The sequence below is a fragment of the Caulobacter sp. Root1472 genome, assembly GCF_001426985.1.
GTDB classification, from domain to species: domain Bacteria; phylum Pseudomonadota; class Alphaproteobacteria; order Caulobacterales; family Caulobacteraceae; genus Caulobacter; species Caulobacter rhizosphaerae.
Map to the genome: position 1 here is coordinate 527,444 of NZ_LMFX01000001.1, position 24,474 is coordinate 551,917.

Annotated in this window: 21 protein-coding genes; 15 read left to right on the top strand and 6 right to left on the bottom strand. The window is 68.6% G+C overall.

Annotation, left to right across the window (positions count from 1 at the left end; all coding sequences use genetic code 11):
- The first annotated feature begins 358 nt into the window (after positions 1–358).
- From ASD47_RS26455 to ASD47_RS02165, 4 genes are all read left to right on the top strand, one after another.
- On the top strand, positions 359–577 hold the full coding sequence (locus tag ASD47_RS26455) for a hypothetical protein (protein WP_156402070.1): 219 nt from the start codon (positions 359–361) through the stop codon (positions 575–577).
- Positions 501–3,194: a ribonuclease E/G gene (locus tag ASD47_RS02155; RefSeq protein ID WP_056750896.1), complete on the top strand. Its 2,694-nt coding sequence runs from the start codon at positions 501–503 to the stop codon at positions 3,192–3,194. The genes ASD47_RS26455 and ASD47_RS02155 overlap by 77 nt, the downstream gene beginning before the upstream one ends.
- Before the next feature lie 147 nt (positions 3,195–3,341).
- Positions 3,342–4,772 (top strand): M48 family metalloprotease, encoded by a 1,431-nt coding sequence (locus ASD47_RS02160; protein ID WP_056750899.1) that lies wholly within the window; start codon positions 3,342–3,344, stop codon positions 4,770–4,772.
- Between the two features lie 23 nt (positions 4,773–4,795).
- A complete protein-coding gene (locus tag ASD47_RS02165) occupies positions 4,796–5,533 on the top strand; it encodes a DsbA family protein (protein WP_056750902.1) in 738 nt (245 codons plus the stop codon).
- A gap of 7 nt (positions 5,534–5,540) precedes the next feature.
- Here the strand turns inward: ASD47_RS02165 and ASD47_RS02170 are convergent, their stop codons facing one another.
- Both ASD47_RS02170 and thiS read right to left on the bottom strand, forming a co-directional pair.
- Entirely contained in the window at positions 5,541–6,353 is an 813-nt protein-coding gene (locus tag ASD47_RS02170) for a thiazole synthase (protein ID WP_056750905.1), read from the bottom strand.
- A gap of 45 nt (positions 6,354–6,398) precedes the next feature.
- The gene (gene thiS, locus ASD47_RS27205; protein WP_056750908.1) at positions 6,399–6,599 is read right to left on the bottom strand and encodes a sulfur carrier protein ThiS; all 201 of its coding nucleotides are present in this window, start codon (positions 6,597–6,599) and stop codon (positions 6,399–6,401) included.
- A 79-nt stretch (positions 6,600–6,678) separates the two neighbouring features.
- Here thiS and ASD47_RS02180 point away from each other — a divergent pair, with 79 nt between their 5' ends.
- The 4 genes from ASD47_RS02180 to aat are packed head-to-tail and all read left to right on the top strand — an operon-like array spanning position 6,679 to position 9,706.
- Complete coding sequence (locus ASD47_RS02180) at positions 6,679–7,122, top strand: type II 3-dehydroquinate dehydratase (protein ID WP_056750910.1); 444 nt, start codon at positions 6,679–6,681, stop codon at positions 7,120–7,122.
- 40 nt (positions 7,123–7,162) lie between these two features.
- Positions 7,163–7,675 (top strand): acetyl-CoA carboxylase biotin carboxyl carrier protein, encoded by a 513-nt coding sequence (gene accB / locus ASD47_RS02185; protein ID WP_056750912.1) that lies wholly within the window; start codon positions 7,163–7,165, stop codon positions 7,673–7,675.
- Positions 7,676–7,680: 5 nt separating this feature from the next.
- Complete coding sequence (gene accC, locus ASD47_RS02190; protein ID WP_056750915.1) at positions 7,681–9,024, top strand: acetyl-CoA carboxylase biotin carboxylase subunit; 1,344 nt, start codon at positions 7,681–7,683, stop codon at positions 9,022–9,024.
- Between the two features lie 28 nt (positions 9,025–9,052).
- Positions 9,053–9,706 carry a leucyl/phenylalanyl-tRNA--protein transferase gene (aat, locus tag ASD47_RS02195; RefSeq protein WP_056750917.1) on the top strand — a complete coding sequence of 218 codons (654 nt, stop codon included), beginning with the start codon at positions 9,053–9,055 and terminating at the stop codon, positions 9,704–9,706.
- On the opposite strand, the gene ASD47_RS02200 is transcribed toward aat, so the two are convergent.
- Positions 9,643–10,302: a DUF2155 domain-containing protein gene (locus ASD47_RS02200; protein ID WP_056750920.1), complete on the bottom strand. Its 660-nt coding sequence runs from the start codon at positions 10,300–10,302 to the stop codon at positions 9,643–9,645. The genes aat and ASD47_RS02200 overlap by 64 nt on opposite strands.
- A gap of 1 nt (position 10,303) precedes the next feature.
- A complete protein-coding gene (locus ASD47_RS02205) occupies positions 10,304–10,699 on the bottom strand; it encodes an NADH:ubiquinone oxidoreductase subunit NDUFA12 (protein WP_056750923.1) in 396 nt (131 codons plus the stop codon).
- 244 nt (positions 10,700–10,943) lie between these two features.
- Between ASD47_RS02205 and ASD47_RS02210 the strand changes: the two genes are divergently transcribed.
- From ASD47_RS02210 to ASD47_RS02220, 3 genes are all read left to right on the top strand, one after another.
- The gene (locus tag ASD47_RS02210) at positions 10,944–13,709 is read left to right on the top strand and encodes a ribonucleotide reductase (protein WP_056750926.1); all 2,766 of its coding nucleotides are present in this window, start codon (positions 10,944–10,946) and stop codon (positions 13,707–13,709) included.
- 69 nt (positions 13,710–13,778) lie between these two features.
- Complete coding sequence (locus ASD47_RS02215) at positions 13,779–14,273, top strand: pentapeptide repeat-containing protein (protein ID WP_056750929.1); 495 nt, start codon at positions 13,779–13,781, stop codon at positions 14,271–14,273.
- A 97-nt stretch (positions 14,274–14,370) separates the two neighbouring features.
- A complete protein-coding gene (locus tag ASD47_RS02220; RefSeq protein ID WP_056750932.1) occupies positions 14,371–15,339 on the top strand; it encodes a pentapeptide repeat-containing protein in 969 nt (322 codons plus the stop codon).
- An 82-nt stretch (positions 15,340–15,421) separates the two neighbouring features.
- Here ASD47_RS02220 and aspS read toward each other — a convergent pair whose 3' ends face one another.
- Both aspS and ASD47_RS02230 read right to left on the bottom strand, forming a co-directional pair.
- Entirely contained in the window at positions 15,422–17,260 is a 1,839-nt protein-coding gene (gene aspS, locus ASD47_RS02225; protein WP_056750935.1) for an aspartate--tRNA ligase, read from the bottom strand.
- 820 nt (positions 17,261–18,080) lie between these two features.
- A complete protein-coding gene (locus tag ASD47_RS02230; RefSeq protein ID WP_056750937.1) occupies positions 18,081–18,839 on the bottom strand; it encodes an EcsC family protein in 759 nt (252 codons plus the stop codon).
- 313 nt (positions 18,840–19,152) lie between these two features.
- On the opposite strand from ASD47_RS02230, the gene ASD47_RS02235 reads away from it, so the two are divergent.
- From ASD47_RS02235 to ASD47_RS02250, 4 genes are all read left to right on the top strand, one after another.
- Entirely contained in the window at positions 19,153–19,851 is a 699-nt protein-coding gene (locus ASD47_RS02235; protein ID WP_056750940.1) for a hypothetical protein, read from the top strand.
- 206 nt (positions 19,852–20,057) lie between these two features.
- Positions 20,058–22,286, top strand: coding sequence for an RNA degradosome polyphosphate kinase (locus ASD47_RS02240; RefSeq protein ID WP_056750942.1), 2,229 nt, complete (start codon positions 20,058–20,060; stop codon positions 22,284–22,286).
- The gene (locus tag ASD47_RS02245; protein WP_056750954.1) at positions 22,283–22,726 is read left to right on the top strand and encodes a hypothetical protein; all 444 of its coding nucleotides are present in this window, start codon (positions 22,283–22,285) and stop codon (positions 22,724–22,726) included. Before ASD47_RS02240 ends, ASD47_RS02245 begins: the two co-directional genes overlap by 4 nt.
- Before the next feature lie 70 nt (positions 22,727–22,796).
- The gene (locus tag ASD47_RS02250; protein WP_056750957.1) at positions 22,797–24,284 is read left to right on the top strand and encodes a Ppx/GppA phosphatase family protein; all 1,488 of its coding nucleotides are present in this window, start codon (positions 22,797–22,799) and stop codon (positions 24,282–24,284) included.
- Positions 24,285–24,474 lie beyond the last annotated feature (190 nt).

Below are 24,474 nucleotides of genomic sequence, written 5' to 3' on the forward strand. Positions count from 1 at the left end.
CGGGTAGAGAAAGCGTTAACCCAAGGCGCGACACGGCGGCGCAGATGGCGTCAGTCGAGCGCTTTTCTTTTACGATACGATGTTGCTACACTATGGTCCGCGCGCTGAGCGCCGTGATCGTCATGGCGGAAAGCGTGAGCGGCTCCTATCTCACGGACCGGCTTGTATCCTGAGGGTGCAATCTTGTTCGTGGCCGGACCGCCGGACTGAAACGAGTTTGGGCTCGATTACCAGCGTGAGGCGCGAAGCCTTCGCCTGGATCGACCCGCAGGGTTCGCGTCGGACCCTTAAGCCGCTCCGGCGTCGACGCTCCATCCGATCCGCGCCCTCCGGCGCGTTTAAGGAACACAGAAACCTTATGGGCTGCGCCGCACCCGACCGCCTTTGGCGACCGACCTTCCGCAACCGCTTCGGCGGGGCGACGGGCGGTGACGTGCGCGCCTTTCAATCATATCGGCGCCCGGACCTAGCGTTCGCCGCGCGCCGTGGAGATACCCTTTATGTCGAAGAAGATGTTGATCGACGCCGCCCACGCCGAAGAGACGCGTGTGGTGGTCGTGGACGGTACGCGGGTTGAAGAATTCGATTTCGAAAGCCAGACCCGAAAGCAGCTCCGAGGAAATATCTATCTCGCCAAGGTGACCCGCGTTGAACCCAGCCTCCAGGCTGCGTTCATCGAGTACGGCGGCAACCGCCATGGCTTCCTGGCCTTCAACGAGATCCACCCGGACTATTACCAGATCCCGGTCGCCGACCGCGAAGCGCTGATGCGCGACGACTCGCACGACGACGAGGACGATCACCATCACGCCCGCGAAGACGATGACGGTGACGTGGTCGACGACGAGGAAGACGCCGTCGAGGAAGAACTGGCGCGCCGCAAGCGCCGCCTGATGCGCAAGTACAAGATCCAGGAAGTGATCCGCCGCCGGCAGATCATGCTGGTCCAGGTCGTCAAGGAAGAGCGCGGCAACAAGGGCGCGGCCCTGACGACCTACCTCTCGCTGGCGGGCCGCTACGGCGTCCTGATGCCCAACACCGCCCGCGGCGGCGGCATCAGCCGCAAGATCACCACGGTCACCGACCGCAAGCGCCTCAAGAGCGTGGTGCAGGGGCTGGACGTGCCGCAGGGCATGGGCCTGATCGTGCGCACCGCCGGCGCCAAACGCACGAAGGCGGAAATCAAGCGCGACTACGAATACCTGCTGCGGCTGTGGGAAAACATCCGCGACAACACCCTGCACTCGATCGCGCCGGCGCTGATCTACGAGGAGGAAGACCTCGTCAAGCGCGCCATCCGCGACATGTACGACAAGGACCTGGAAGGCATCTGGGTCGAGGGCGAGGCCGGCTACAAGGAAGCGCGCGATTTCATGCGCATGCTGATGCCCAGCCAGGCCAAGAAGGTCTTCCCGTACCGCGAGCCGGCCCCGCTGTTCGTCAAACACAAGATCGAGGACCATCTGGCCCAGATCTATTCGCCGGTCGTGCCGCTGCGCTCGGGCGGCTATCTGGTGATCAACCAGACCGAGGCCCTGGTCGCCATCGACGTCAACTCGGGCAAGGCGACGCGTGAGCGCAACATCGAAGCCACCGCGCTGAAGACCAACCTGGAGGCGGCTGAAGAAGCCGCTCGCCAGCTGCGCCTGCGCGACCTGGCCGGCCTGATCGTCATCGACTTCATCGACATGGATGAAGGCAAGAACAACCGCGCCGTCGAGAAGGTCCTCAAGGACGCCCTCAAGGACGATCGCGCCCGCATCCAGATGGGCAAGATCAGCGGTTTCGGCCTTATGGAGATCAGCCGCCAGCGCCGCCGCACCGGCGTGCTGGAAGGCACTACCCACGTCTGCGAACACTGCGATGGCACCGGCCGTGTCCGCTCCGTCGAGTCCAGCGCCCTGGCCGCCCTGCGCGCGGTCGAGGTCGAGGCCCTGAAGGGCGGCGGCGCCGTCACCCTGAAGGTCAGCCGCCCGGTCGGCATCTACATCCTCAACGAAAAGCGCGCCTATCTGCTGCGCCTGCAGCAGACCCACGCGCTGTTCGTCACAGTCTTGGTCGATGACAGCCTGCACCAGGCCGAGCACGACATCGACCGCACCGAGCTCGGCGAGCGCCCCGCCCCGCAGATCTTCGCACCGATCGAACCGGAGCCCGTCTATGAGGACGAGGCCTTCGACGACGAGGAGGACGAGGAAGACGAGGACATCGTCGCCGGGGACGAGGACGAGAGCGAGGATGACGATGCGTCCCGCGTCGCTCGTCCGGCCCGCGTCGAGACCTCGGAAGACGAAGGCCGTCGCGGCCGCAAGCGTCGCCGTCGCGGCGGTCGTCGCGACGATCGTGACGAGGCGCCGGCCGAGGTCGCTGGCGAAGATGATGACGACGACGTCGAGGGCGCCGATCGCGTTGAGGGCGACATCGAGGGCGAGGACGAGGAATCGCGTCGCCGCCGTCGCCGTCGGGGTCGTCGCGGCGGTCGTCGCGGCGGTCGCGAGGACGGGGATCGTCCGGCCGACGCCTTCACCTGGACCCGTCCGCGGGTGCCGTTCGGCGAGAACGCCTTTGTCTGGCACGATCCGGAGGCCTTGGATGGCCGCCGTCCGGTCAATGATCGTCCGGAGCGCGGCGAACGTCCGGAGCGGGCCGAGGCGCCTGTCGCCGAACGGGCGGAGCGTCCGGAACGCGCCGAGCGCGGCGAACGCGGCGGTCGCCGTGGGCGTGGTCGTGGCGAACGCAGCGAGCGGAACGAGACGTCCGAAGCGCCGCGCGCCGAACGCACTCCCGCGCCGCGGGTCGATGTCGCCGAGTTGGAGGTCGCGCCGCTGGCTCCGGCCGTGATCGAAGGCCCGCCGGCCGATGTCTGGGTCGAACTGCCGGCTCAGGACGAGGCGCCCAAGAAGGCCCGCCGTCCCCGTAGCCGGGGTCGCAAGACCGCCGACGCCGAGGCTTCGGCTGAAGCTGCCGTCGAGGCGCCCGTCGTCGAAACGCCTTCGGCCGCAGCGCCTTCGGTCGAAACGGTTGAGGAAACGCCCTTGGTCGCGGCGGAAGTCGAGATCGCTGCTCCAGTCGCCGAACCGGAACCTGTCGCGGTCGTCGCGGCGGAAGCGGCCCCGGTTTCCGTGGAGCCCGACCCCGCCGAGATCCTGACCCCTCCGGAAAAGCCCAAGCGCGGCTGGTGGCGGCGCGGCTGACGGTCTCGAAATGAAGCTCGGCGGGGCCCTGGTCCCGCCGAGCTTCACGCCTATATCCGGACATAGGTCCGACGGAATGTTCCCAGGTTGTCGAGAACAGCGTTAGACTGCCGGCTTGAGCGCGGGGGCGTGATCAGGAGAGCTTCGATGACCTCCCGGACAAGGGCGGCTTCCGAAACAATAGCCAGGAAGACGGGATCGGCGCTGTCCGCGCTGGCCCTGCTGGCGGCCATCCTGGTTCCCGTCGCGCCGGCCCATGCACAGGACGGCCCCTCGCTGATCCGCGACACCGAGATCGAGGAAATCCTTCACCGCGACGCCGATCCGATCTATGCGGCGGCCGGACTGGATCCCAAGACGGTTCGCATCCTGCTAGTCGGCGACAAGGAACTGAACGCCTTCGCCACCCAAGGCCTGATGATGGGCCTCAATACCGGCCTGATCCTGCAGACCGAGACGCCCAACCAGCTGAAGGGCGTCATCGCCCACGAAACCGGACACCTGGCCGGGGCCCACCCCCTGCGTTCGGGCGAGATGATGCGGGCCGGCCTCAAGCCGATGATCCTGACGATGGGCCTGGGCGTCCTGGCCGCCTTGGCCGGCGCGCCGGACGCCGGCGCGGTGCTGATGGGCAACGCCTCGTACTTCGGCCAACTCGGCGCTCTGGGCTACAGCCGCGACCAGGAATCTCGCGCCGACCAAGCCGGCGCCGGTTTCCTGGAAGCTACGGGCCAATCGGGCCGCGGCCTGGTCGAGTTCTTCGACAATTTCCGCTACCAGGAGGTCTTCGACCAGTCGCGGCGCTTCGCCTATTTCCGCAGCCACCCGCTGTCGGGCGATCGCATCGACGCCCTGCGCGGCCGTGTCGAAAAGCTGCCGCACTACAATGCCGTCGACGATCCGCAGTCCCTGGCCGAGCACGAGATCATGAAGGCCAAGCTGGAGGGCTTCATCAACCCCGGCGTGGCGATCGTGAAGTACAAGGAAACCGACCGAGCCTTCCCGGCCCGTTACGCACGCGCCATCGCCTATTACCAGATGAAGGAGCCTGACCGGGCCCTGAAGATCCTCGACGGGCTGATCACGGAGAATCCGAACAATCCCTATCTTTGGGAGCTGAAGGGCCAGATCCTGTTCGAGTTCAATCGGGTCAAGGAAGCCGAGGAGCCGCAGCGCCGCTCGGTGGCGCTGAAGCCCGACGCCGCCTTGCTGCGGGTCAATCTGGGCCAGACCCTGATCGGACTCGACGACCCTAAGAAGGTCGAGGAAGGCATCAACGAGCTGAAACGCTCTCTGCTCGACGAAAGCGACAACTCCGTCGCCTGGCGCCTGCTGGCCCAGGCCTATGACAAGCGCGGCGAGGACGGCCAAGCCCGCCTGGCCACCGCCGAGCAATATTTCAACATGGGCGCGACCCAGGAAGCGCGGGTCTTCGCCATGCGGGCTCGCGAACTGCTCAAGAAGGACAGCGTGGAGTGGCGCCGCGCCACCGACATCGTCCTGACCTCCAATCCTTCCAACCAGGACCTCAAGGACCTGGCCAAGGAAGGCGCCGTCACCTCGGGCCTGCGCCGCTAGGCCGCCCCCTTCCAGAGATCTCCATGCCCCTCACCTTCCGTCCGCTGGCGGTCGCCGCCGCGTCCCTCGTCGCCCTTTCCCTGATCGGTTGCGGCCAGGCCAACGCCGACAAGGCGTTCGGCGAGAAGGTGCATGCCTATCTGATCGAGCATCCCGAGGTGCTGGTCGAGATGAGCGCCAAGCTGCAGGAAAAGCAGGTCGCCGAGAAGACGAAGAACGCCAAGGGCGCGATCACCAAATATCGCCAGGCGCTCGAGAACGACCCCCGGGACTTCGTGGCCAATCCGAACGGCTCGATCACGGTGGTCGAGTTCTTCGACTACCGCTGCGGCTACTGCAAGCTGGCCGCGCCGCAGATCGTCGAGCTGATCCAGAAGAACCCGGACGTTCGTTTCGTGTTCAAGGACTTCGTGATCTTCGGCCACGACTCGGAAGTCGCGGCCCGGATGGTCCTCGGAGCCAAGGACCAGGGCAAGACGATCGAGCTGCACAAGCGCCTGATGGCCGAAAAGAGCCTGGACGAAGCGGGCGTCGTCCGCATCGCCCAGCAGCTTGGCATCGACGTGGCCAAGGCCCGCGCAACGGGCGTGTCGGAGGCCACGACTCAGCACCTGGCCGACACTCACGCCCTGGCCGAGGCCTTGGCCATTGAGGGAACGCCGGCTTTCCTGGTCGGTGACCAGATGATACCCGGCGCCGACATGCACGCCCTCAACCTGGCGATCGACCAGGCTCGAGCCGGAAAGGCCAAGAAGGTCTAGGCTTGGCCTAGATCAGGCCCGCCAGCGGCGAGCTGGGATCAGCGTAGAGCCGCTTCTGCATCCGACCGGCGAGATAGGCTTCGCGGCCGGCGATCACCGCGTGCTTCATCGCCCGAGCCATGCGAATCGGATCCTTGGCCTCGGCGATGGCGGTGTTCATCAGGATGGCGTCGCAGCCCAGTTCCATGCCGATCGCCGCGTCGGAAGCCGTGCCTACGCCCGCGTCGACCAGCACCGGCACCTTGGCGTTCTCGACGATGATCCGCAGGTTCACGCGGTTCTGGATGCCCAGACCCGAGCCGATCGGCGCGCCCAGCGGCATGATCGCCACCGCGCCGGCGTCCTCCAGCTTGCGGGCGTAGACGGGATCGTCCGAGCAATAGACCATGACCTGGAAGCCTTCGGCGACCAGCAGCTTCAGCGAGCGCAGGGTCTCTTCCATGTCGGGATAGAGGGTCTTGGGATCGGACAGCACTTCCAGCTTCACCAGGTCCCAACCGCCGGCCTCGCGGGCCAGGCGCAGGGTGCGCACCGCATCCTCGCCGGTGAAACAGCCCGCGGTGTTCGGAAGGAAGGTGAATTCGGTGGGTTTGACATGGTCGACCAGCAGCGGCTGGGTCGGGTCCGTCAGATTCACGCGGCGCACGGCCACGGTGACGATCTCCGCCCCTGCCGCCTTCGCCGCCGCGGCGTTGGTGGCGTAGTCCTTGTACTTGCCGGTGCCGACGATCAGCCGCGAGCGGAAGGTGCGGCCAGCGACGGTCCAGGAGTCGTCTTCGGCGGTGGCGATGGCGGATTCGGGGGGCACGTGCGCGTTCATGGGTTGGGTTTACGCCTCCGCGCCCAGGGTTTCAAACGTCCAGGCCTAGCCGCCGCCGATGAAAGTGACGATCTCGATCCTGTCGCCATCAGCCAGGGCGGTGTCGGCGTATGTCGAGCGTGGGGCGATCTCGAGATTGCGCTCCACCGCCACCTTGCGGGCGTCCAGGCCCAGGGCGAACACAAGATCCGCGATGCTGGCGATGTCGGCGATCTCCCGTTCTTCGCCGTTCAGTAGAAGCCTCATGTCACCTCCGAAGCGAGCCCTGCTTGTGACGCGAGGGAACCGGCTATACAAGACCTCCCGGAATCGACGGCGGAGCCGAATGGTAAAACCGATCCATGTGCTGAGCGGACCCAACCTCAACCTATTGGGAACGCGCGAGCCCGAGATCTACGGCAAGGACACGCTCGACGATGTCCGCACGCGCTGCGAGGCGCGCGCGGCCGCTCGGGGTCTTTCCGTTATCTTCCGGCAGAGCAACCACGAAGGCGCGCTGATCGACTGGGTTCAGGAAGCCCGGACGGAGGCCTGCGCGTTGGTGATCAATCCGGCGGGCTATGGACATACGTCGATCGCTCTCCTTGACGCCCTGAAGACCTTGAATATCCCGGTCATCGAGTGTCACCTGTCCAATCCGGCGGCGCGGGAGGAATTCCGCCGCCACACCTTCGTTTCGCTCGCGGCGACCGGGATCGTCTCCGGCTTCGGCGCGGCGAGCTATGAATTGGCGATCGAGGCCGCTGCCGGCCTGATCGGCGCGAACTAGCCGGCGATCCCGGCTTCAGAAGACAGCAAGGTAACCTTCCATGTCCAATCCCAAGGCCCCCGCCGATCCGGTCGAGACTCCGTCGATCGACGCCCGCCTGGTCCGCAAGCTGGCCGACATCCTGAAGGACACCGGCCTGTCGGAGATCGAGGTCGAACATGCGGGTCTGAAGATCCGGGTCGCTCGCGAACTGACCGTGGCCGCCGCGCCGACGCAATATGTCCAGGCCACGGCCGCGCCGGCCTATGCGCCCGCCCCGGCTCCGGCGGCCGCCGCCGCGCCTGCCGCTGAAGCCACGCCCGCGCCGGCCGCCCACGCCGGCGAGGCCGTCAAGTCGCCGATGGTCGGCACCGTGTACCTGTCGCCCCAGCCCGGCGCCGACGCCTTCATCAAGGTGGGCGACACGGTGAGCGCCGGCCAGACCCTGCTGATCGTCGAAGCCATGAAGACCATGAACCCGATCTCGGCGCCCAAGGCCGGTAAGGTCGTCGAGATTCTCGTGGCAGACGCCCAGCCCGTCGAATTCGGCGAGCCGCTCGTCATCGTCGAGTAATCGGCATGTTTGACAAGATCCTCATCGCGAACCGAGGCGAGATCGCGCTTCGGGTTCACCGCGCCTGCAAGGAAATGGGCATCGCCACCGTGGCGGTCCATTCCGAAGCTGACGCCAATTCCATGTGGGTGCGGCTGGCCGACGAAAGCGTCTGCATCGGCCCGGCTTCGGCCGCAAAGTCGTATCTGAATATCCCCTCGATTATCGCCGCGGCCGAGATCACCGGCGCTCAGGCGATCCATCCGGGCTACGGCTTCCTGTCTGAGAACGCCCGCTTCGCCGAGATCGTCGGGGCCCATGGCTACACCTTCATCGGGCCCAAGCCGGAACACATCCGGATGATGGGCGACAAGATCACCGCCAAGCAGGCGGTCAAGGACGCCGGCATTCCGGTGGTCCCCGGCTCGGACGGCGGCGTCTCGACCGAGGAAGAGGCCTTTGCGGCCGCCGAGCAGATCGGCTTCCCGGTGCTGATCAAGGCCGCCTCCGGCGGCGGCGGCCGCGGCATGAAGGTCGCCCAGACCCGCGAGGATCTGGCCGAAGCCGTCTCGACGGCCCGCTCGGAAGCCCGGGCGGCGTTCGGCGACGACACGGTCTATATGGAGCGCTATCTCCAGAAGCCGCGCCACATCGAGCTGCAGGTCATCGCCGACAGCCACGGCAACGTCGTGCACCTGGGCGAGCGCGACTGCTCGCTGCAGCGCCGTCACCAGAAGGTGCTGGAAGAAGCCCCCTCGCCCGCCCTGGGCGCCGAAGACCGCGCCAAGATCGGCAAGATCGTGGTCGATGCCGTCAAGGCGATCGGTTATCTGGGCGTCGGCACGATCGAGTTCCTGTGGGAGAATGGCGAGTTCTTCTTCATCGAGATGAACACCCGCCTGCAGGTCGAGCACCCAGTCACCGAGGCGATCACCGGCATTGACCTGGTCCGCGAACAGATCCGCATCGCCGCCGGCCTGCCGCTGTCGTTCACCCAGGATGACGTGGTGTTCGAGGGCCACGCCATCGAGTGCCGGATCAACGCCGAGAACGCGCGGACCTTCACGCCTTCGCCGGGCACCATCACCGACTTCCACGCCCCCGGCGGCCTGGGCGTACGGCTGGATTCGGCGATCTACACCGGCTATGCGATCCCGCCCTATTACGACAGCCTGATCGGCAAGCTGATCGTGCATGGCCGTGACCGCGAGGAGTGCATCGCGCGCCTGCGCCGTTGCCTGGGCGAGATGGTCGTCGGCGGCATCGAGACCACGATCCCGCTGTTCCAGGATCTGCTGGTGCAACCCGACATCCTGGCCGGCGATTACGACATCCATTGGCTGGAGCGCTGGATCAAGGCGCAGGGCTAGGCCTGCTCAAAGGGTCGGGCGGAACGCCATGGACGACGCCTTCACGGTCGATGATCTCATCGCCTGCTACGAGCGCGGCGTCTTTCCCATGGCGGACGCCCGCCACGACGAGAGCATCTTCCTGATCGACCCGGAACGCCGGGGCGTGCTGCCGCTGGACGGCGTGCACGTCCCGCGCCGCCTGGCCCGCACGGTTCGGGCCCAACCGTTCGAGATCCGTATCGACACGGCCTTCGACGCCGTGGTCGAGGCTTGCGCCGCCGCCCGGCCAGGACGTCTGGAGACCTGGATCAACAATCCGATCCAGCGCCTCTACGGCCAGCTGTTCGCCCGCGGCCTGGCCCACAGCGTCGAGTGCTGGGACGGCGAGGACTTGGTCGGCGGCCTTTACGGCGTGGCGTTCGGCGCCTGCTTCTTCGGCGAAAGCATGTTCTCGACCCGTCGCGACGCCAGCAAGGTGGCGCTGGTCCACTTGGCCGGCCGGCTGATCGTCGGCGACTATCGCCTGCTGGACACCCAGTTCATCACCGAGCATCTCGAACAGTTCGGAACGATCGAGATCTCGCGCGCCGACTATCGCCGTCGGCTGGGACGGGCCTGGACGGCCCCTGCCGATTTCTACCGACTTGCGGCCGGCGCCACCGGGGCCGACGTTTTGCAAGCGATCAGCCAGGCGTCGTAGACCGGATGTTCCAAGGGGTTCAGGCCCGGCGAATTGGCGTACATCCAACCCTTGTAGATCTGGCGCCCGGCCGGCGCCACGCGGCCTGGCAGGGCCTTGGGCTGGGTGTCTACCGTGACATAGGCCACCGAGTCCGGGGCATCCTCGTCGGGCGCGGTCGTTTCGCAGGCGCGGACCGTGAAGATCAGGGTCTTGTAGCGGATCGGCTGGCCGACCGGAGCCTCGAACCGCATGGTCTCGGTGGTGACCTTGTCGAGCGCCTGCAGAATGGCGACCGAAGAGCGGGCGCGCTTGAGCGGCTCGGCCGGCTTGTCCGGCGTCGTCGCGGCGGATTTGGCCGTCGACGCGGCCGGGGCGGGCGTTTCGTTCGCGGCCGATGAGGCGGCGGTCGTAGGCGTAGGGGCCTGCGCCGCGGGGCGTGGTCCGGGTGAAGGGCGTGACTGCTGTGGCACGACGATCGGCGCGGGAGCCGTCGGCGGCGCCGGGGCCGTTGGCGGTTGCTGTGGCGTGTTCTGCAGCGCCCAAGCTCCGCCGCCGGCGAGCGAACCCGCGACGACCAGCGCCGTCACGCCCGCCAAGGACCGCCGGACCGTCATCCTATTCGGGCGACCAGGGCTTGTAGTCGCTGGTGGCGACCGCGCGTTCGCCGCCGCGAGCCAGTGAGCCCTTTGGACGCCAGGCATGGATCGTGCCGGTCAGGTTGGGGTGGTGGTCCTTCTCCCAGGCGCGACGCTTCAGCGGCGCCACGGTCGGCGGCTCGTCGAAGGTGTAGTGCAGCCAGCCGCTCCATTCGGGCGGCACCTTTGAGGCCTCGGCGTAGCCGTCATAGATGACCCAGCGGCGCTTGCGGTCGTCATAGCTGTCGCTGTTGTCGCGGGCCTCGAAGTAGCGGTTGCCGTAATCGTCCTGGCCGACGAACACGCCACGACGGCTAATGTGGAAACGCTGACCGATGGTCGCGCCGTTCCACCACGTAAAGATCGCTTTCAGCACCGCGTCAGCACCAATCTCGCAAAGGTCCCAAACTGGGAGGATTTCGGACAACGCCGAGGCGTTGCGAAGCGGCCGGACTATAGGTCGGCGGCTCCTCAGCGTCCAGCATCCGACGCGCCAACGCCGCTTCAACATCTTGTGGATCGGGAGGCGTCCGAACCCCACATCTATTGAAGGGGCGGGTTCGGCGATCTAGGATGGCTAATTCTTGGCGCGCCCTGGCGCCCAGACCGCGGAATCGCCCATGCGCATTCAGTCCAGACACCCCGCCTCCACCCCACGCCTTGCGTTGCGTGAGATCGAGCGCCCAGACGCGGTCATTGAGGTGCTGGCGCCGGAAGATTGGCCGGACGCCCGGGGCGAGGCGTGGCTGGATTGGGCCGCCCGGGACTGCAACGACGGGGTGATCGACGCCGAGGCTCCGCTGGGCGGCGGCCCCGCCCGCTACGCCGATCACCTGGCCAAGACCGGTCTGTCCGACGGCCTGTTCGGCGACGCCGCCGACGCCAGCGCCTTCCGCGACGCCCTTTTGGCCACCATGCTGACGGGCTTGGCGTCGCCGGCGAGCACCGCCATGGCTCCGCTGCGGCTGCCCGACATCGGTGAGATCGAATTCAGGCGCGCCGCCGAAGGTCACCTGGCGCACTGGCGATCGGCGCGTCTGGCCGCCAAGGCCGCCGCTCGGCTCGACGCCGCCCTGGCCCAGGTCGGCGACGCGGTCCAGCGCTGCCATGGCGACGCCAAGGCCTGCGCCGATCCGTCCAAGAACAGCGCGCTCGGCCGCGCCGCCCGGAGGGCCCGCGACCTGGGGGCCGACGACCGAATGATCCTTGACGCCATCGCCCTGGCCGGCGCGCCGCGCACGGGCCTGATCGAGCCGGACGCGAAGGCCCCAGCCCCGCTCGTCGCCTCGGCTTCCCGCCAGGGCGTGGCGGCGGTGGACGAAGCCGCCAGTTTCGCCGCTCAGGTCGGCTGGGAGACCAGCGCCCTGGTGCTGGCCCTGTCGCCCGACGACGCCGAAAATCTGGCCCGGGGCGCGCCGGTTCGCGCCGCGATCGACGTCACCGCCTTCCAGCACGGCGAGGCCTTCGACACCGCGAGTTTCAATCAGGTTGTGGGCCTGTGGGCGACAGCCCTGGAGATCGAACGGGGCGACCGCCCGGCCGAGATCGGTCTGGCCGGGGTCGGCGACTGGCTGCTGACCCAGGGCCTTTCGCCCGCAGGCGAGCTGGGGCGCGACGCAGCGTCGGCGCTCTGGGCCCTGACGGTCGGCGCCGCGCTGAGCGCCAGCGCCGAGGCCGCCGCCGCGCTCGGCGCCGATCCTGCCTTCGCTCAGGAACGCCAGACGGTGTTGCGCAGCCTGGCCGAGCGCCGCGTGCGCGCCGCCGCCTTGCGCTCGCCCCTGGCCTCGGAGGCCGCCGCGGCCTTGGCTGTCGCCCACGGCCTGGCTCGCAAGCACGGCCTGCGTTCGTCGCGCCTGGTCGCCGCCTTCGCCGATCCGGAGGCGGCTCTTCGCCTGGGCGGCAAGCCCTTGGGTGCAGCCGCCGCCGCCGCGCCGATCTCGACCGCCCAGACCGCCGATGGCTTGCTGGTTCCGACTTTCAGCGCCGCCGGCCACATTTGCCTGACCGAAGCGGGCGCCGACTTCGACGCCGCCCGTCGGCACGCCATGGGTCATGGTTCGCTGGCCGACTCCCCCGCGATCGACCACACGGTGCTGCAGGCTCGCGGCTTCACCGCTCACGAGATCGAGCTGGCCGAGGACGCCCTGCGCCACGCGGACGACCTGCGCGCAGCCTTCGCCCCGGCCGTGATCGGCGCCGGCTTCCTCAGCGACGTTCTGGGCGTTCCCGCCGACCTGTTGGCCGATCCCGACTTCGACACCCTGGCCTTCGCCGGCTTCTCCGAGACCGAGATCGAGACGGCCGAGCGCCACGCCCTGGGCGCGCGCCGCCTGTCCGACTGCGAGGCCCTGGAAGGCGAACTGCGGGCGCTGTTCTCGGCCGTCGAACTCCCGGTCTTGGCGGACCGTCTGGCGATGCAGGCCGCCGTGGAGACCTTCACCTGCCTGGCCAATCCGGCGGTGCTGGACTTGCCCTTCGACGCTCGCCCCGCGGACGCCGCCCGCCTGCAAGCCGCCGCCGCCCGCGCTGGCGTCCGGGCCCTGCGGTTGAACCGCATCGCCGCCCCGGCGGGTTTCGTCCTCGCCCTGCCCGAGGAAACCGAGGCCCCCAAGCCCACGCGCCCCGAAACTGTTGTCGGGTCGCCGCCGCCCGCCCCCGTCAAGGAACGGATCGTCGAACGCGTGGTCGAGCGGGTCGTCGAGCGCGGCGGCCGCTCTCGCCGCAAGCTGCCCGACCGTCGCAAGGGCTATATCCAGAAGGCCGCGGTCGGCGGTCACAAGGTGTATCTGCACACCGGCGAATACGAGGATGGCGAGGTCGGCGAGATCTTCATCGACATGCACAAGGAAGGCGCCGCCTTCCGCAGCCTGATGAACAATTTCGCCATCGCCATCTCGATCGGCCTGCAATACGGCGTGCCCCTGGACGAGTTCGTCGACGCCTATGTCTTCACCAAGTTCGAGCCGGCCGGACCGGTGACCGGCAACGACTCCATTCGGTCGGCGACCTCGATCCTCGACTATATCTTCCGCGAACTGGGCGTCTCGTATCTTGGCCGCGACGATCTGGCCAACGCCGATCCGGGCGAGTTCAACGCCGACGGCCTGGGCCGAGGGGAAGGCGCGCCTGACGGCGAGGTCGAGGCCGAACCCTTGCCCGCCAGCAAGTTCATCTCCAAGGGCTTCTCGCGCGGCGCCGCGCCGGACAACCTGGTGTTCCTGCCGTTCGGCGGCCGCCGGGACCAGGAACCCCGGCCGGTCGGCGCTAGCGGCGACGTCTGCCCGGCCTGCGGCGACCTGGCCCTGAGCCGCAAGGGCGGCCTGGTGGTCTGCGACAGTTGCGGAACCCAGGCCGGCGCCGCTCCCGGCGAGAGCGACGCCGGCTAGCCGTTTGCCTGGCCTTAAGCTTGCGTGGCCATGCTTGATCGCCGTTCCCGCCGAAAGACGCGTGCCAGAATGAAACCGCTGCTCCCGATCCTCGCCGCCGCCGGCCTGCTGGCCCTCGCCGGTCCCGCGATGACCCAGAACGCCAGCCAGATCGCCCAGGTCCGGGGCGGCGCCAACTGTCCGCGCTGCAACCTGTTCCAGGCCGATCTCTCCGGCGCGGTGCTGAAAGGCCGGAACCTGGCCGGCGCCCGCCTGCGCCAGGCCGATCTCAGCCTGGCCGAGATGAACCGCACCAGCTTCGCCGGCGGCGACCTGCGCGACGTCAATTTCTATGGCGGGGTGTTCGGCGGCGCCAGCTTTGCGGGGGCTAACCTGACCAACGCCAGCCTGGTCGGCGCCTACCTCGAAGGGGCGAATTTCCGCGGCGCGACCCTGGCCGGCGCGAACCTTTCCGGAGCCGAGATGGACCGCGCCGTGGGCCTGACCCAGGCCCAGCTGAACCGGGCCTGCGGCGATATGTCCACCCGCTTGCCGCGCGGGCTTTCCGTGCCCGCTTGCCGTTAAACTTCCGTCATTACCGCGATTTAAGTGGCGCTTGGGCCTCGACGGTCCCAAATCGTAACTCACACGGTCGCTTATCTTGACCGGTCTGGAGGTTTCGATGTCCCGCTTGCGGATCACGGTCGCCGCTCTGTCGCTCGCCCTGTCAGCCATGGCCCACCAGGCCTATGCCGGGGTCGAGGACAAGGACGTGCCGCGCATGATCTCGCTGGGTGGCACGTGCGTGAACTGCGAACTGTCGGGACGCAAGCTGACCGGCGCCCGCTTCACCGGCGCCAACTACGCCAAGGCCAACCTGATCGGCGCCGACCTGCGCGGGGCCAGCTTCTTCGGCTCCAACTTCGTGGCCGCCGACCTGTCGCGAGCTGACCTGCGCGGCGCCGAGATGCGCGGCGCCAATTTCGTCGGGGCCCATTTCGCCGACGCCCGCCTGTCGGGCATCGAGAGCAGCGGCGCCAATTTCCAAGGCGCGGACATGCCGAGGGTCGACCTGTCCTCGTCGGAGCTGCACGGCGCCATCATGATCGGGGCCAATCTGGAGCGGGCCAACCTGTCGAGCAGCGAGCTGATGGGGGCCAACCTGCAGGGCGTCAACGCCAAGGGCGCCAATTTCAGCTCGGCCGAGCTGAACGCCAGCAACCTGATCGGCGGCAATTTCGAGCGGGCCTCGTTCCGCGACGCCGAGTTCACCGGCTCGATGCTGCGCGGCGCGATCTTCAACGGGGCCGATTTCGCCGGCGCCGACCTGTCGAACGCCAATCTCAGCGGGGCCGACCTGTCGAACGCCCGGGGCCTGGACCAGGACCAGCTGGACGAGGCCTGCGGCGACGGCGGCACCCGGTTGCCGCGCGGGCTGAGCATTCGCAACTGCTCGGGCGGCAATGTCCGTGTCCGGGTCAGCTCCAGCTTCGAGCGCGCCCAGGCCGAGGCCGCCCGGGCCCAGGTCGAGGCCAACCGCTCCCGGATCGAGGCCGCCGCCCATGCCCGCGCCGCCGCCGCGCTGCGGGCCGCGCCCGCGCCGCCCCGGCCGCCCAAGGCCCCCAAGCCGCCGCGGGAACTGGACAACTAGGCCTCCTCGGCCGCGAGACAAAGAAGCCCTCCGATCCTGCTGGACCGGAGGGCTTTTTCGTATGGGGCCGACCGCGCCAGGCCTACACCTTGATCGGCGGGGCCGAGCGGATGTGCAGTTCCTTGTACTGCCTGTCCTGGGCCTCGGCCGGGGCGTTCATCAGCAGGTCCTGGCCCTGCTGGTTCAGCGGGAAGGCGATCACCTCGCGGATGGCGACCTGCTCGGCCAGCAGCATGACGATCCGGTCGATGCCGGGCGCTAGGCCCCCGTGCGGCGGGGCCCCGAAGCGGAAGGCGTTGAGCATGCCGCCGAACTGGGCTTCGACCACCTCGGCGCCGTAGCCGGCGGTCTCGAAGGCCTTGAGCATGATCTCCGGCTTGTGATTGCGGATCGCGCCCGAGCACAGCTCGTAGCCGTTGCAGACGATGTCGTACTGGTAGGCGCGGATGGTCAGCGGGTCCTGGGTCTCCAGGGCCTCCAGTCCGCCCTGCGGCATGGAGAACGGGTTGTGCGAGAAGTCGACCTTCTTCTCCTCCTCGTTCCATTCGAACATCGGGAAGTCGACGATCCAGCAGAACTTGAACTGGTTCTCGTCGACCAGCTTCAGCTCGGTCCCGATCCGGGTGCGGGCGAGACCCGCGAACTTGGCGAACACCGCCGGGGCGCCGGCCACGAAGAAGGCCGCGTCGCCCTGGCCCAGGCCCAGGCTCTCCATCAGCGCCTGGACCGGCTCGCCCAGGTTCTTGGCGATCGGGCCGCCCCAGCCGCCCTGGTCTTCCGACCAGAAGACGTAGCCCAGGCCCGGCTGGCCCTCGCCCTGGGCCCAGCTGTTCATGCGGTCGCAGAAGGCGCGGCTGCCGCCGGTCGGGGCCGGAATGGCCCAGATGGCGTTCTTGGCGTCGGCGCCGAGGATCTTGGCGAACAGGCCAAAACCGCCGTCACGGAAGTGCTCGGAGACGTCGGCCATCTTGATCGGGTTGCGCAGGTCCGGCTTGTCGCTGCCGTACCAGGCCATCGACTGGGCGTAGGTCAGGCGCTCGAAGCCCTTGTGCTCCATGCTCAAACCGAAATCGTTGGTGAAGGTATGGACGCCGTCGATTGGCGACACCGGCTTACCGCCCGAGAACTCCTCGAACACCCCGTGCATCACCGGCTCGATGGCCGCGAACACGTCTTCCTGGGTGACGAAGCTCATCTCGACGTCGAGCTGGTAGAATTCCAGGCTGCGGTCGGCCCGCAGGTCCTCGTCGCGGAAGCACGGGGCGATCTGGAAATAGCGGTCGAAGCCCGAGACCATCAGCAGCTGCTTGAACTGCTGGGGGGCCTGGGGCAGCGCGTAGAACTTGCCCGGATGCAGGCGCGAGGGCACCAGGAAGTCGCGGGCCCCTTCCGGCGAGCTGGCCGTCAGGATCGGGGTCTGGAACTCGTTGAAGCCTTGCGCGAACATCCGCGAGCGGATCGACTGGATCACCTTGGACCGCAGCACGATGTTCCTGTGCAGGGTCTCGCGGCGCAGGTCGAGATAGCGGTGCTTGAGGCGGATCTCCTCGGGATAGTCCGGCTCGCCGAACACCGGCAGCGGCAGCTCGGCGGCCTCGCTCAGCACCTCGACGGCCGAGACGCGGATCTCGATCTCGCCGGTCGGCAGGTTCGGGTTCACCACCGAAGCGTCACGGGCCACCACCTCGCCGTCGACCCGGATCACGCTCTCGGCGCGCAGGCGCTCGACCACCTCGAAGCCGGGGGTCTCGGGGTGCAGCACCAGCTGGGTCAGGCCGTAATGGTCGCGCAGGTCGATGAAGACCAGGCCGCCGTGGTCGCGCTTGCGGTGGATCCAGCCCGACAGGCGGACGGCGTTACCGGTGTCGGAAGCCCGCAGGGCGCCGCAGGTATGGGTGCGATAGGCGTGCGTCGAGGTCATGAAAAGTCTTTGGAACGCGTGATTTGCAAGGCGCGGAAAGGCGCATGGGGGGGCGTGGATGTCAAGGATTCTGGGGCAAAGTCCCTCCCCCTGTGGGGGAGGCGGCCGAAGGCCGGTGGGGGGCGTTTTCGGATCGTCGATCGTAGGTCCGGCCACCGGCCGATCACTCCCCCCTCCGTCGGCTTCGCCGACACCTCCCCCACAGGGGGAGGATCTTGGATGCATGGCTTGGCCGCCTCACGCGGATCACCGCTGAGCTGATGGAAAGGGACGCGGAGCGCCGGACATCGTCCGGAGTTTGAAAATGAATACCGTTTTCGACGAAGCCCGATCGCTCCGCGCGGTCGTTATCCGGAAGCCCGCGGCGCTGAACCGCGAGCGCGTCACCGCCCGCCTGTTGCTCAATCAGCCCTCGCGCCACGTCGTTTTTGTGTTCCAGGCCCGACCGGCTCCAGAGACGCGAGGTTTGATGCTGTCCATACGCACGCGGACAACACCGCCGACGGAGCTTCCCGCTCGATCGCCCCCCGCCGCCGCATCGGTCGCTGGCCATGCGCCCTTTCCCTGCGACGAGGTGAGGTCAGGATAAGGTAGGTTTGGAAGGTGGGGATCAAATCGGGTCGAAAAAGTTCAACACCTTGAAATTGCTGAACTCTATTTGCTATCCACCGAGCATAAGTCGTTTTCGAACCCTCTCCCGTGGGGAGAGGGAGGGGCCCGCCGCGCAGCGGTGGGAGGGTGAGGGCGTAAACCGCCGGCCGGCGCGCCGGCACGAACTCCGTGTGAAACCGGATAGGGTGTAATCCCTCACCCTCCCAAGCTACGCTTGGGCCCCTCCCTCTCCCGCTGGGAGAGGGTGCGAGGCGGCGCCCTTGGCTTCATCGACCCACCGCATCCGATAGGCCATCATCGCCGTCTTCCCCAGATGCGCCGTCAGCCGCCAGTTGACCACGGCCCCGACCGGGGCGCCGACCACGGGCAGCAGCTGGGCCAGCTTGGCCAGGTCGATGTGGTCGCGGTACTGCTGCTGGAACGACCGCCAGTCGAAGCCCTTCAGGTCGGCCGGGTGGGCGCGCGCGTCCCAGTCGTCCATAGCCTCCAGCACCTTGACGCGGTGCTCGACGTCCGAGAAGGCCAGCTCGAAGATGTGCAGGATATAGAGCCGCTCGCTCAGCACGCTCCCGTCATGGCCGTAGAGGGCGGCGATCTCGAACAGCAGCTTCAGCTTGAAGCTCATCAGCAGCGGGAAGTCGGCCGCCGCCAGCAGGAACCCGCCCGCCCCGGCCACCCCGCCCTCGGCCCCGGCGGCGGTCTTCCAGCCCTGGATCGCGGCGGCGACCTTGGCCTCGCGCTGTTCCAGCGTGGCGTTTTGGAGCGGAGACGCCGTGGCGAAGTCGGCCCCGGTCAGGATCGCCCGGGTCATGGCCTCCATGGCGGCGGTGATCGCGGCGTGGACCTTCTCGGGAATGATCGTGTTGATCTTCCGCTGCACGGCCCGCGAGGCCTTGCCCAACGGCCCGGCGGGCTTGGTGATGCGGGCGCGCCAGGCGGCGAGGTCTTGGGAGGTGGAGGCGGTCATGTGACTCCTATAGCGCGTCCCGCCGCCAGCCCCCACCGTCCGTCATTCCCGCCCTTGTGGCGGGAACCCCTCGTTCAGCTGACGGTGAAACGAAATGGCGCGCTGGCGCGCCACACCTCCGCCCTTGCGGCGGACAGAGAGGTTCCCGCCACAAGGGCGGGAATGACGGAGGTTAGGGGAAGTCTGAGGAAAGCCTGGCCCCCATCCACACCTCCCCGCCCCTCATCCCCAGCCAAACCGTCCGCCCACCTCGCCCTGCCCGCTTGCCGGCCCTATATCTCCGATAACCGAGTAACCCTGTCCGGACGCCGCCTTGCCCCGTCAGTTCCGACTGCCGCTGACCGTCCCGCCCCGCTGGGACCGGGAGTCGTTCGCGTCGTCGCCGACCAACGCCGAGGCGCTGGAGGGGCTGGACGCCTGGCCGGCCTGGCCCGACGGGCGGCTGGCCCTGGTCGGGCCGGCGGGGACGGGCAAGACGCACCTGGCGCGCGACTGGGCGCGGCGGACCTCGGCCGTGGTGGTCGAGGCGGCCTCCACCGGTCACGCGCCGCTGGACCTGGCCGCCCTGCGCGGCCGGCCGCTGCTGGTCGAGGACGCCGACCGCCGCGCTGACGGCGACCGGGTCGACGACGAGACCCTGTTCCACCTGATCAACATGGCCGGGGTCGACGGCGGCAGCCTGCTGCTGACCGGCCGCCTGGCCCCCGTGGCCTGGAACGCGGGCGTCCCCGACCTGCGCTCGCGGCTCAACGCCCTGACCGTGGCCCGGATCGCCGAGCCCGACGACGTGGTGCTGGAGGCGGTGCTGCGCCGCGGCTTCGAGGCCGCGGGCATCCGGCCGGCGGCGGACCTCTATCCCTACCTGATGGCGCGCTTGCCGAGGTCGGCGCCGGCGGCCCTGGCGGCGGTGAGCGCGCTGGACGAGGCGTCCATCCAGCAGGGCCGCGAGGTCAACAAGGCCCTGGCGCTGGCGGTGCTGGATTTCGGAGATCCCGAAGACGACGAAGACTGAGGGGCCGCACCCCCCTCCGGCCCTCCGGGCCACCTCCCCCAGAGGGGGAGGATCTTGGTCGACGCCGCGCTCGATGCTCCCCCTCTGGGGGAGCTGTCGCGGAGCGACTGAGGGGGTCTTCGGCCGGTGACAAGGCAACGAGCCCCCAATGTCTTGCTCCTGTCACCACCCTCCGTCACTCTGTGCACAGTAGACCGGAGACCCCCATGACCGACGCCGCCGCCCTCGACCTGCCCGCCGCGCCCTCGCCGGCCGCGCCGGACCTGGCGGGATTGCGGCTGGACGACGAGCTGCTGGGCTCGCCCGAGCGGTTCTTCAACCGCGAGACCTCGTGGCTGGCCTTCAACCAGCGGGTGCTGGAGGAGAGCGCCAATCCGCGCCACCCGCTGCTGGAGCGGCTGCGGTTCCTGTCGATCAGCGCCAACAACCTCGACGAATTCTACATGGTCCGGGTGGCCGGCCTGAAGGGCCAGGTGCGCGAGGGCGTGCGGGTAGTCAGCCAGGACGGGCTGACGCCGGGCGAGCAGCTGGCGCGGATCAACGCCTCGGCCGCCGAGCTGATGGCCGAGCAGCAGCGGATCTGGCGCGAGGTGCGGGCCGAGCTGTGGGGCGAGGGCCTCAAGCTGCTGGACGCCAAGGACATCGTCGGCCCCGACCGCGAGCGGGCCGAGGAGATCTTCCTGACCCGGATGTTCCCGGTGCTGACGCCCCTGGCCATCGACCCGGCCCACCCGTTCCCGTTCATCCCGAACCTGGGCTTCTGCCTGGCGCTGAAGCTGCGCCGCATCGCCGACGACAAGCACCTGTACGCCCTGGTGCCGGTGCCCAGCCAGGTGCAGCGGTTCTGGGAGCTTAGCCAGGCGCCGGCCAAGAGCACGCGCAAGCGCGAGCGGCGGATCGTGGCGCTGGAGTCGTTCATCATCCTGTTCCTGGGCCACCTGTTCCCCGGCTACGAGGTCGAGGGCCGCGGCCTGTTCCGCCTGATCCGCGACAGCGACCTGGAGATCGAGGAAGAGGCCGAGGACCTGGTGCGCGAGTTCGAGGCGCGGCTGAAGAAGCGCCGGCTGGGCCGCGTCGTGCGGGTCAAGATCCAGACCACCATGCCCGACGACCTGCGCGAGTTCATCATCGAGGGCCTGCGCGCCCAGCCCGAGGACGTGATCCTGGTCGACGGCAAGCTGGGCCTGGCCCAGATGGCCGAGCTGATCCCGCCCGACCGCCCCGACCTGAAGTTCAAGCCGTTCAACGCCCGCTTCCCCGAGCGCATCCGCGACCACGGCGGCGACTGCTTCGCGGCGATCCGCGAGAAGGACATCCTGGTCCACCACCCGTTCGAGAGCTTCGACGTGGTGGTGCAGTTCGTCCGCCAGGCGGCGCGCGACCCCAACGTGCTGGCGATCAAGCAGACCCTGTACCGGACGTCCAAGGACAGCCCGATCGTCGCGGCCCTGATCGAGGCGGCCGACAACGGCAAGAACGTCACCGCCCTGGTCGAGATCAAGGCGCGCTTTGACGAGGAGAATAACCTGAAGTGGGCGCGCGACCTGGAGCGGGCCGGCGTCCACGTGGTGTTCGGCTTCGTCGACTGGAAGACCCACGCCAAGCTGTCGGTGGTGGTGCGGCGCGAGGGCGAGGCCCTGCGCACCTACTGCCACTTCGGCACCGGCAACTATCACCCGCAGACGGCGCGGGTTTATACCGACCTGTCCCTGTTTACGTGCGACGGCGCGCTGGGCCGTGACGGCGGCAAGCTGTTCAACTTCATCACCGGCTACGCCCAGCCGCATGGGCTGGAGAAGCTGTCCTTCTCGCCCGAGACGCTGAAGCCGGACCTGCTGACCATGATCGCGGCCGAGGCCCGCAACGCCCGCGACGGCAAGCCGGCCTCGATCTGGGCCAAGATGAACGCCGTGGTCGACCCGCAGATCATCGACGCCCTCTACAGCGCCAGCCAGGACGGGGTGCAGATCGACCTGGTGGTGCGCGGCATCTGCTGCCTGCGCCCGGGCATCAAGGGCCTGTCGGAGAACATCCGCGTAAAGTCGATCGTCGGCCGGTTCCTGGAGCACGCCCGGGTGGTGGCCTTCGCCAACGGCGGCCCGATGCCCAGCGCCCAGACCCGGGTGTTCATCAGCTCGGCCGACTGGATGCCGCGCAACCTGGACCGCCGGGTCGAGAGCCTGGTGCCGGTCGAGAACCCCACCGTGCACCAGCAGGTGCTGAACCAGATCATGGTCGCCAACCTCAACGACGAGGCCCAGAGCTGGAACCTCGACCCCGAGGGCCACTACGCCCGCGACCCGGCCTGGGACCGCAAGGGCGCCTTCTCGGCCCACGAATACTTCATGACCAATCCCAGCCTGTCGGGCCGGGGCCACAAGGTGAAGGACCTGCCCCAGGCCTTCGACCACGTGGGACCGCGTAAGCGAGGGTGAGGGCGCGGGGGCTCGTCGTCCTGGCGGCGTTGGGCGTCGCGTCCTGCGGACCCCGTCCGGCCGAGCAGGCGCGGATCTGCGCGATTTTCGCCCTGCCCGCCGTTCCCGGCGACACCCAGGTCGGCGACGCCGCGGACCTGGCCTGGGCCAAGGCGCGGGAGCGGGCGCTGTTCAGGTCGGGCGCGATCTACGGGCCCGGCTGGCAGGTGATGGGCCACGGCCGCGCCTGGGGCCGCTGCCCCATTCGCGCCAAGCCGATCGAGCACCTGCTGATCAGCCCGGACGGGACCTACGCCATGACCAAGGGCGGCCGCCGGGCCGGTGGCCGGCCGGTCAGCTTCGGGTCCTGCTATTACGAGAACGGCCCGGCGGGCTGGCGCGTGCGCGCCTGCCGCCGAACCCTGGACGATCCCGCGCCGCTGGTCGGCCTCAAACGCTGAGCTGTGGAGCGGAGAAAGCTTTTTGTTCACGCCGCCTTCCCCTCCCCGCCCAATGCGCTAAACCAAGCCCATGCCTTTTGCGGCGCCGCGCGACGCGGCCGTTATCGATATCGGCTCCAACTCGGTCCGCCTCGTGGTGTACCGGCTGGAAGGCCGCGCCATCTGGACCGTCTTCAACGAGAAGGTCCTGGCGGGGCTGGGCCGTGACCTGGGCGACGGCGGCCGGCTGAATCCCGAGGGCGTGGCCCAGACCCTGGCGGCCCTGAAGCGCTTCCGCGCCGTGCTCGAGGCGGTCAAGCCGGCCGAGACCTTCATCGCCGCCACCGCCGCCGTGCGCGAGGCCAAGGACGGCGCGGCCTTCGTCGAGCAGATCAAGGCCGAGACCGGCTTTGCCACCCGCGTGCTGTCGGGCGAGGAAGAAGCCCGCTACGCCGCGCTGGGCGTGCTGGCCGGCGCGCCCGACGCCACCGGCGTGGTCGGCGACCTGGGCGGGGCCAGCCTGGAGCTGGTGCGTCTGGAGACCACGGGCGCGGGTCTTGGCGTCACCCTGCCGCTGGGCCCGTTCAGCCTGGGCCTTTCGGAAGGCTTCGACCTGGAAAAGGTGCGCCGGCTGTGCGCCCAGCGCCTGGCCCCGGCGGCCCAGGCCTTCAGGACCGACGTCTTCCACGCCGTGGGCGGCGCCTGGCGCAACCTGGCCCTGCTGCACATGCGCCTGGCCGGCTATCCGCTGCACGTGGTCCACCAGTACAGCATCGGCCGGGCCGAGGCCCTGGACGCCGCGCGCCTGGTCGCCCACCAGTCCAAAAGCTCGCTCGACCGCATCGAAGGCATGAGCAAGAAGCGTTCGGAGACCCTGCCCTACGCCGCCGTGGTGCTGGAGCAGCTGATCGAGAGCCTGGACCTCAAGCGCATCGAGATCTCGGCCTATGGCGTGCGCGAGGGCCTGCTGTTCGAGGCCATGCCGCCCGGCGTGCGCCGGCTGGACCCGCTGGTCGAGGGCTGCGCCTCGCTGGGGGCTCGGCAGGGGGTGGCCGACGAGCTGGGGGCGGCGCTGGACGCCTGGCTGGCGCCTGCCCTGGCCCAGCTGCCGCCTTGCTTCGACCAGCGCGACCCCGTCCTGGCTTCGGCCGCCTGCCGCCTGGCCGACCTGGGCGCCCGCCTGCATCCCGACCATCGCGCCGACCTGGTGTTCGAGCAGGTGCTGCGCGCGCCGATCGCCGGCCAGACCCACGCCGAGCGGGCCTTCCTGGCCGCCGCCACCTTCGCCCGCCACGCCACGGCCTTCACGCCGCCGGAGCTGGACGTGCTGGAGCGCCTGCTGTCACCCGGCCGCCTCAAGCGGGCCCGGGCCGTCGGCGCCGCCATCCGCCTGGGCTGCGACCTGTCGGGCCGTAGCGCGCCCCTGCTGGCCCGGTCGCGACTCGCCATCGACAAGGGCGACCTGCTGCTGGCCGCCGAACCGGGCTACGCCGACCTGCTGCTGGGCGAGCAAACTGCCAAAAGAGCGGGCGCCTTGGCGACGATCCTGGGCTTGAAGCTCAAAATCACCGCGCTCTGAAAACGACCTTCAAGGGCGCATCTCAGGATTGCGCGAAATCCGGTTCCGGCCGAAACCCCGTGAATCCGCGAAATTTCACGCATTGAAACTCACATTTCACCCCTGAGACATAAGGGGTCAACTCGTGTCGGATTGTGTCAAAAAAACCACGTTACATTTCATTAATGCGACAACTATTGACCGAACGTTC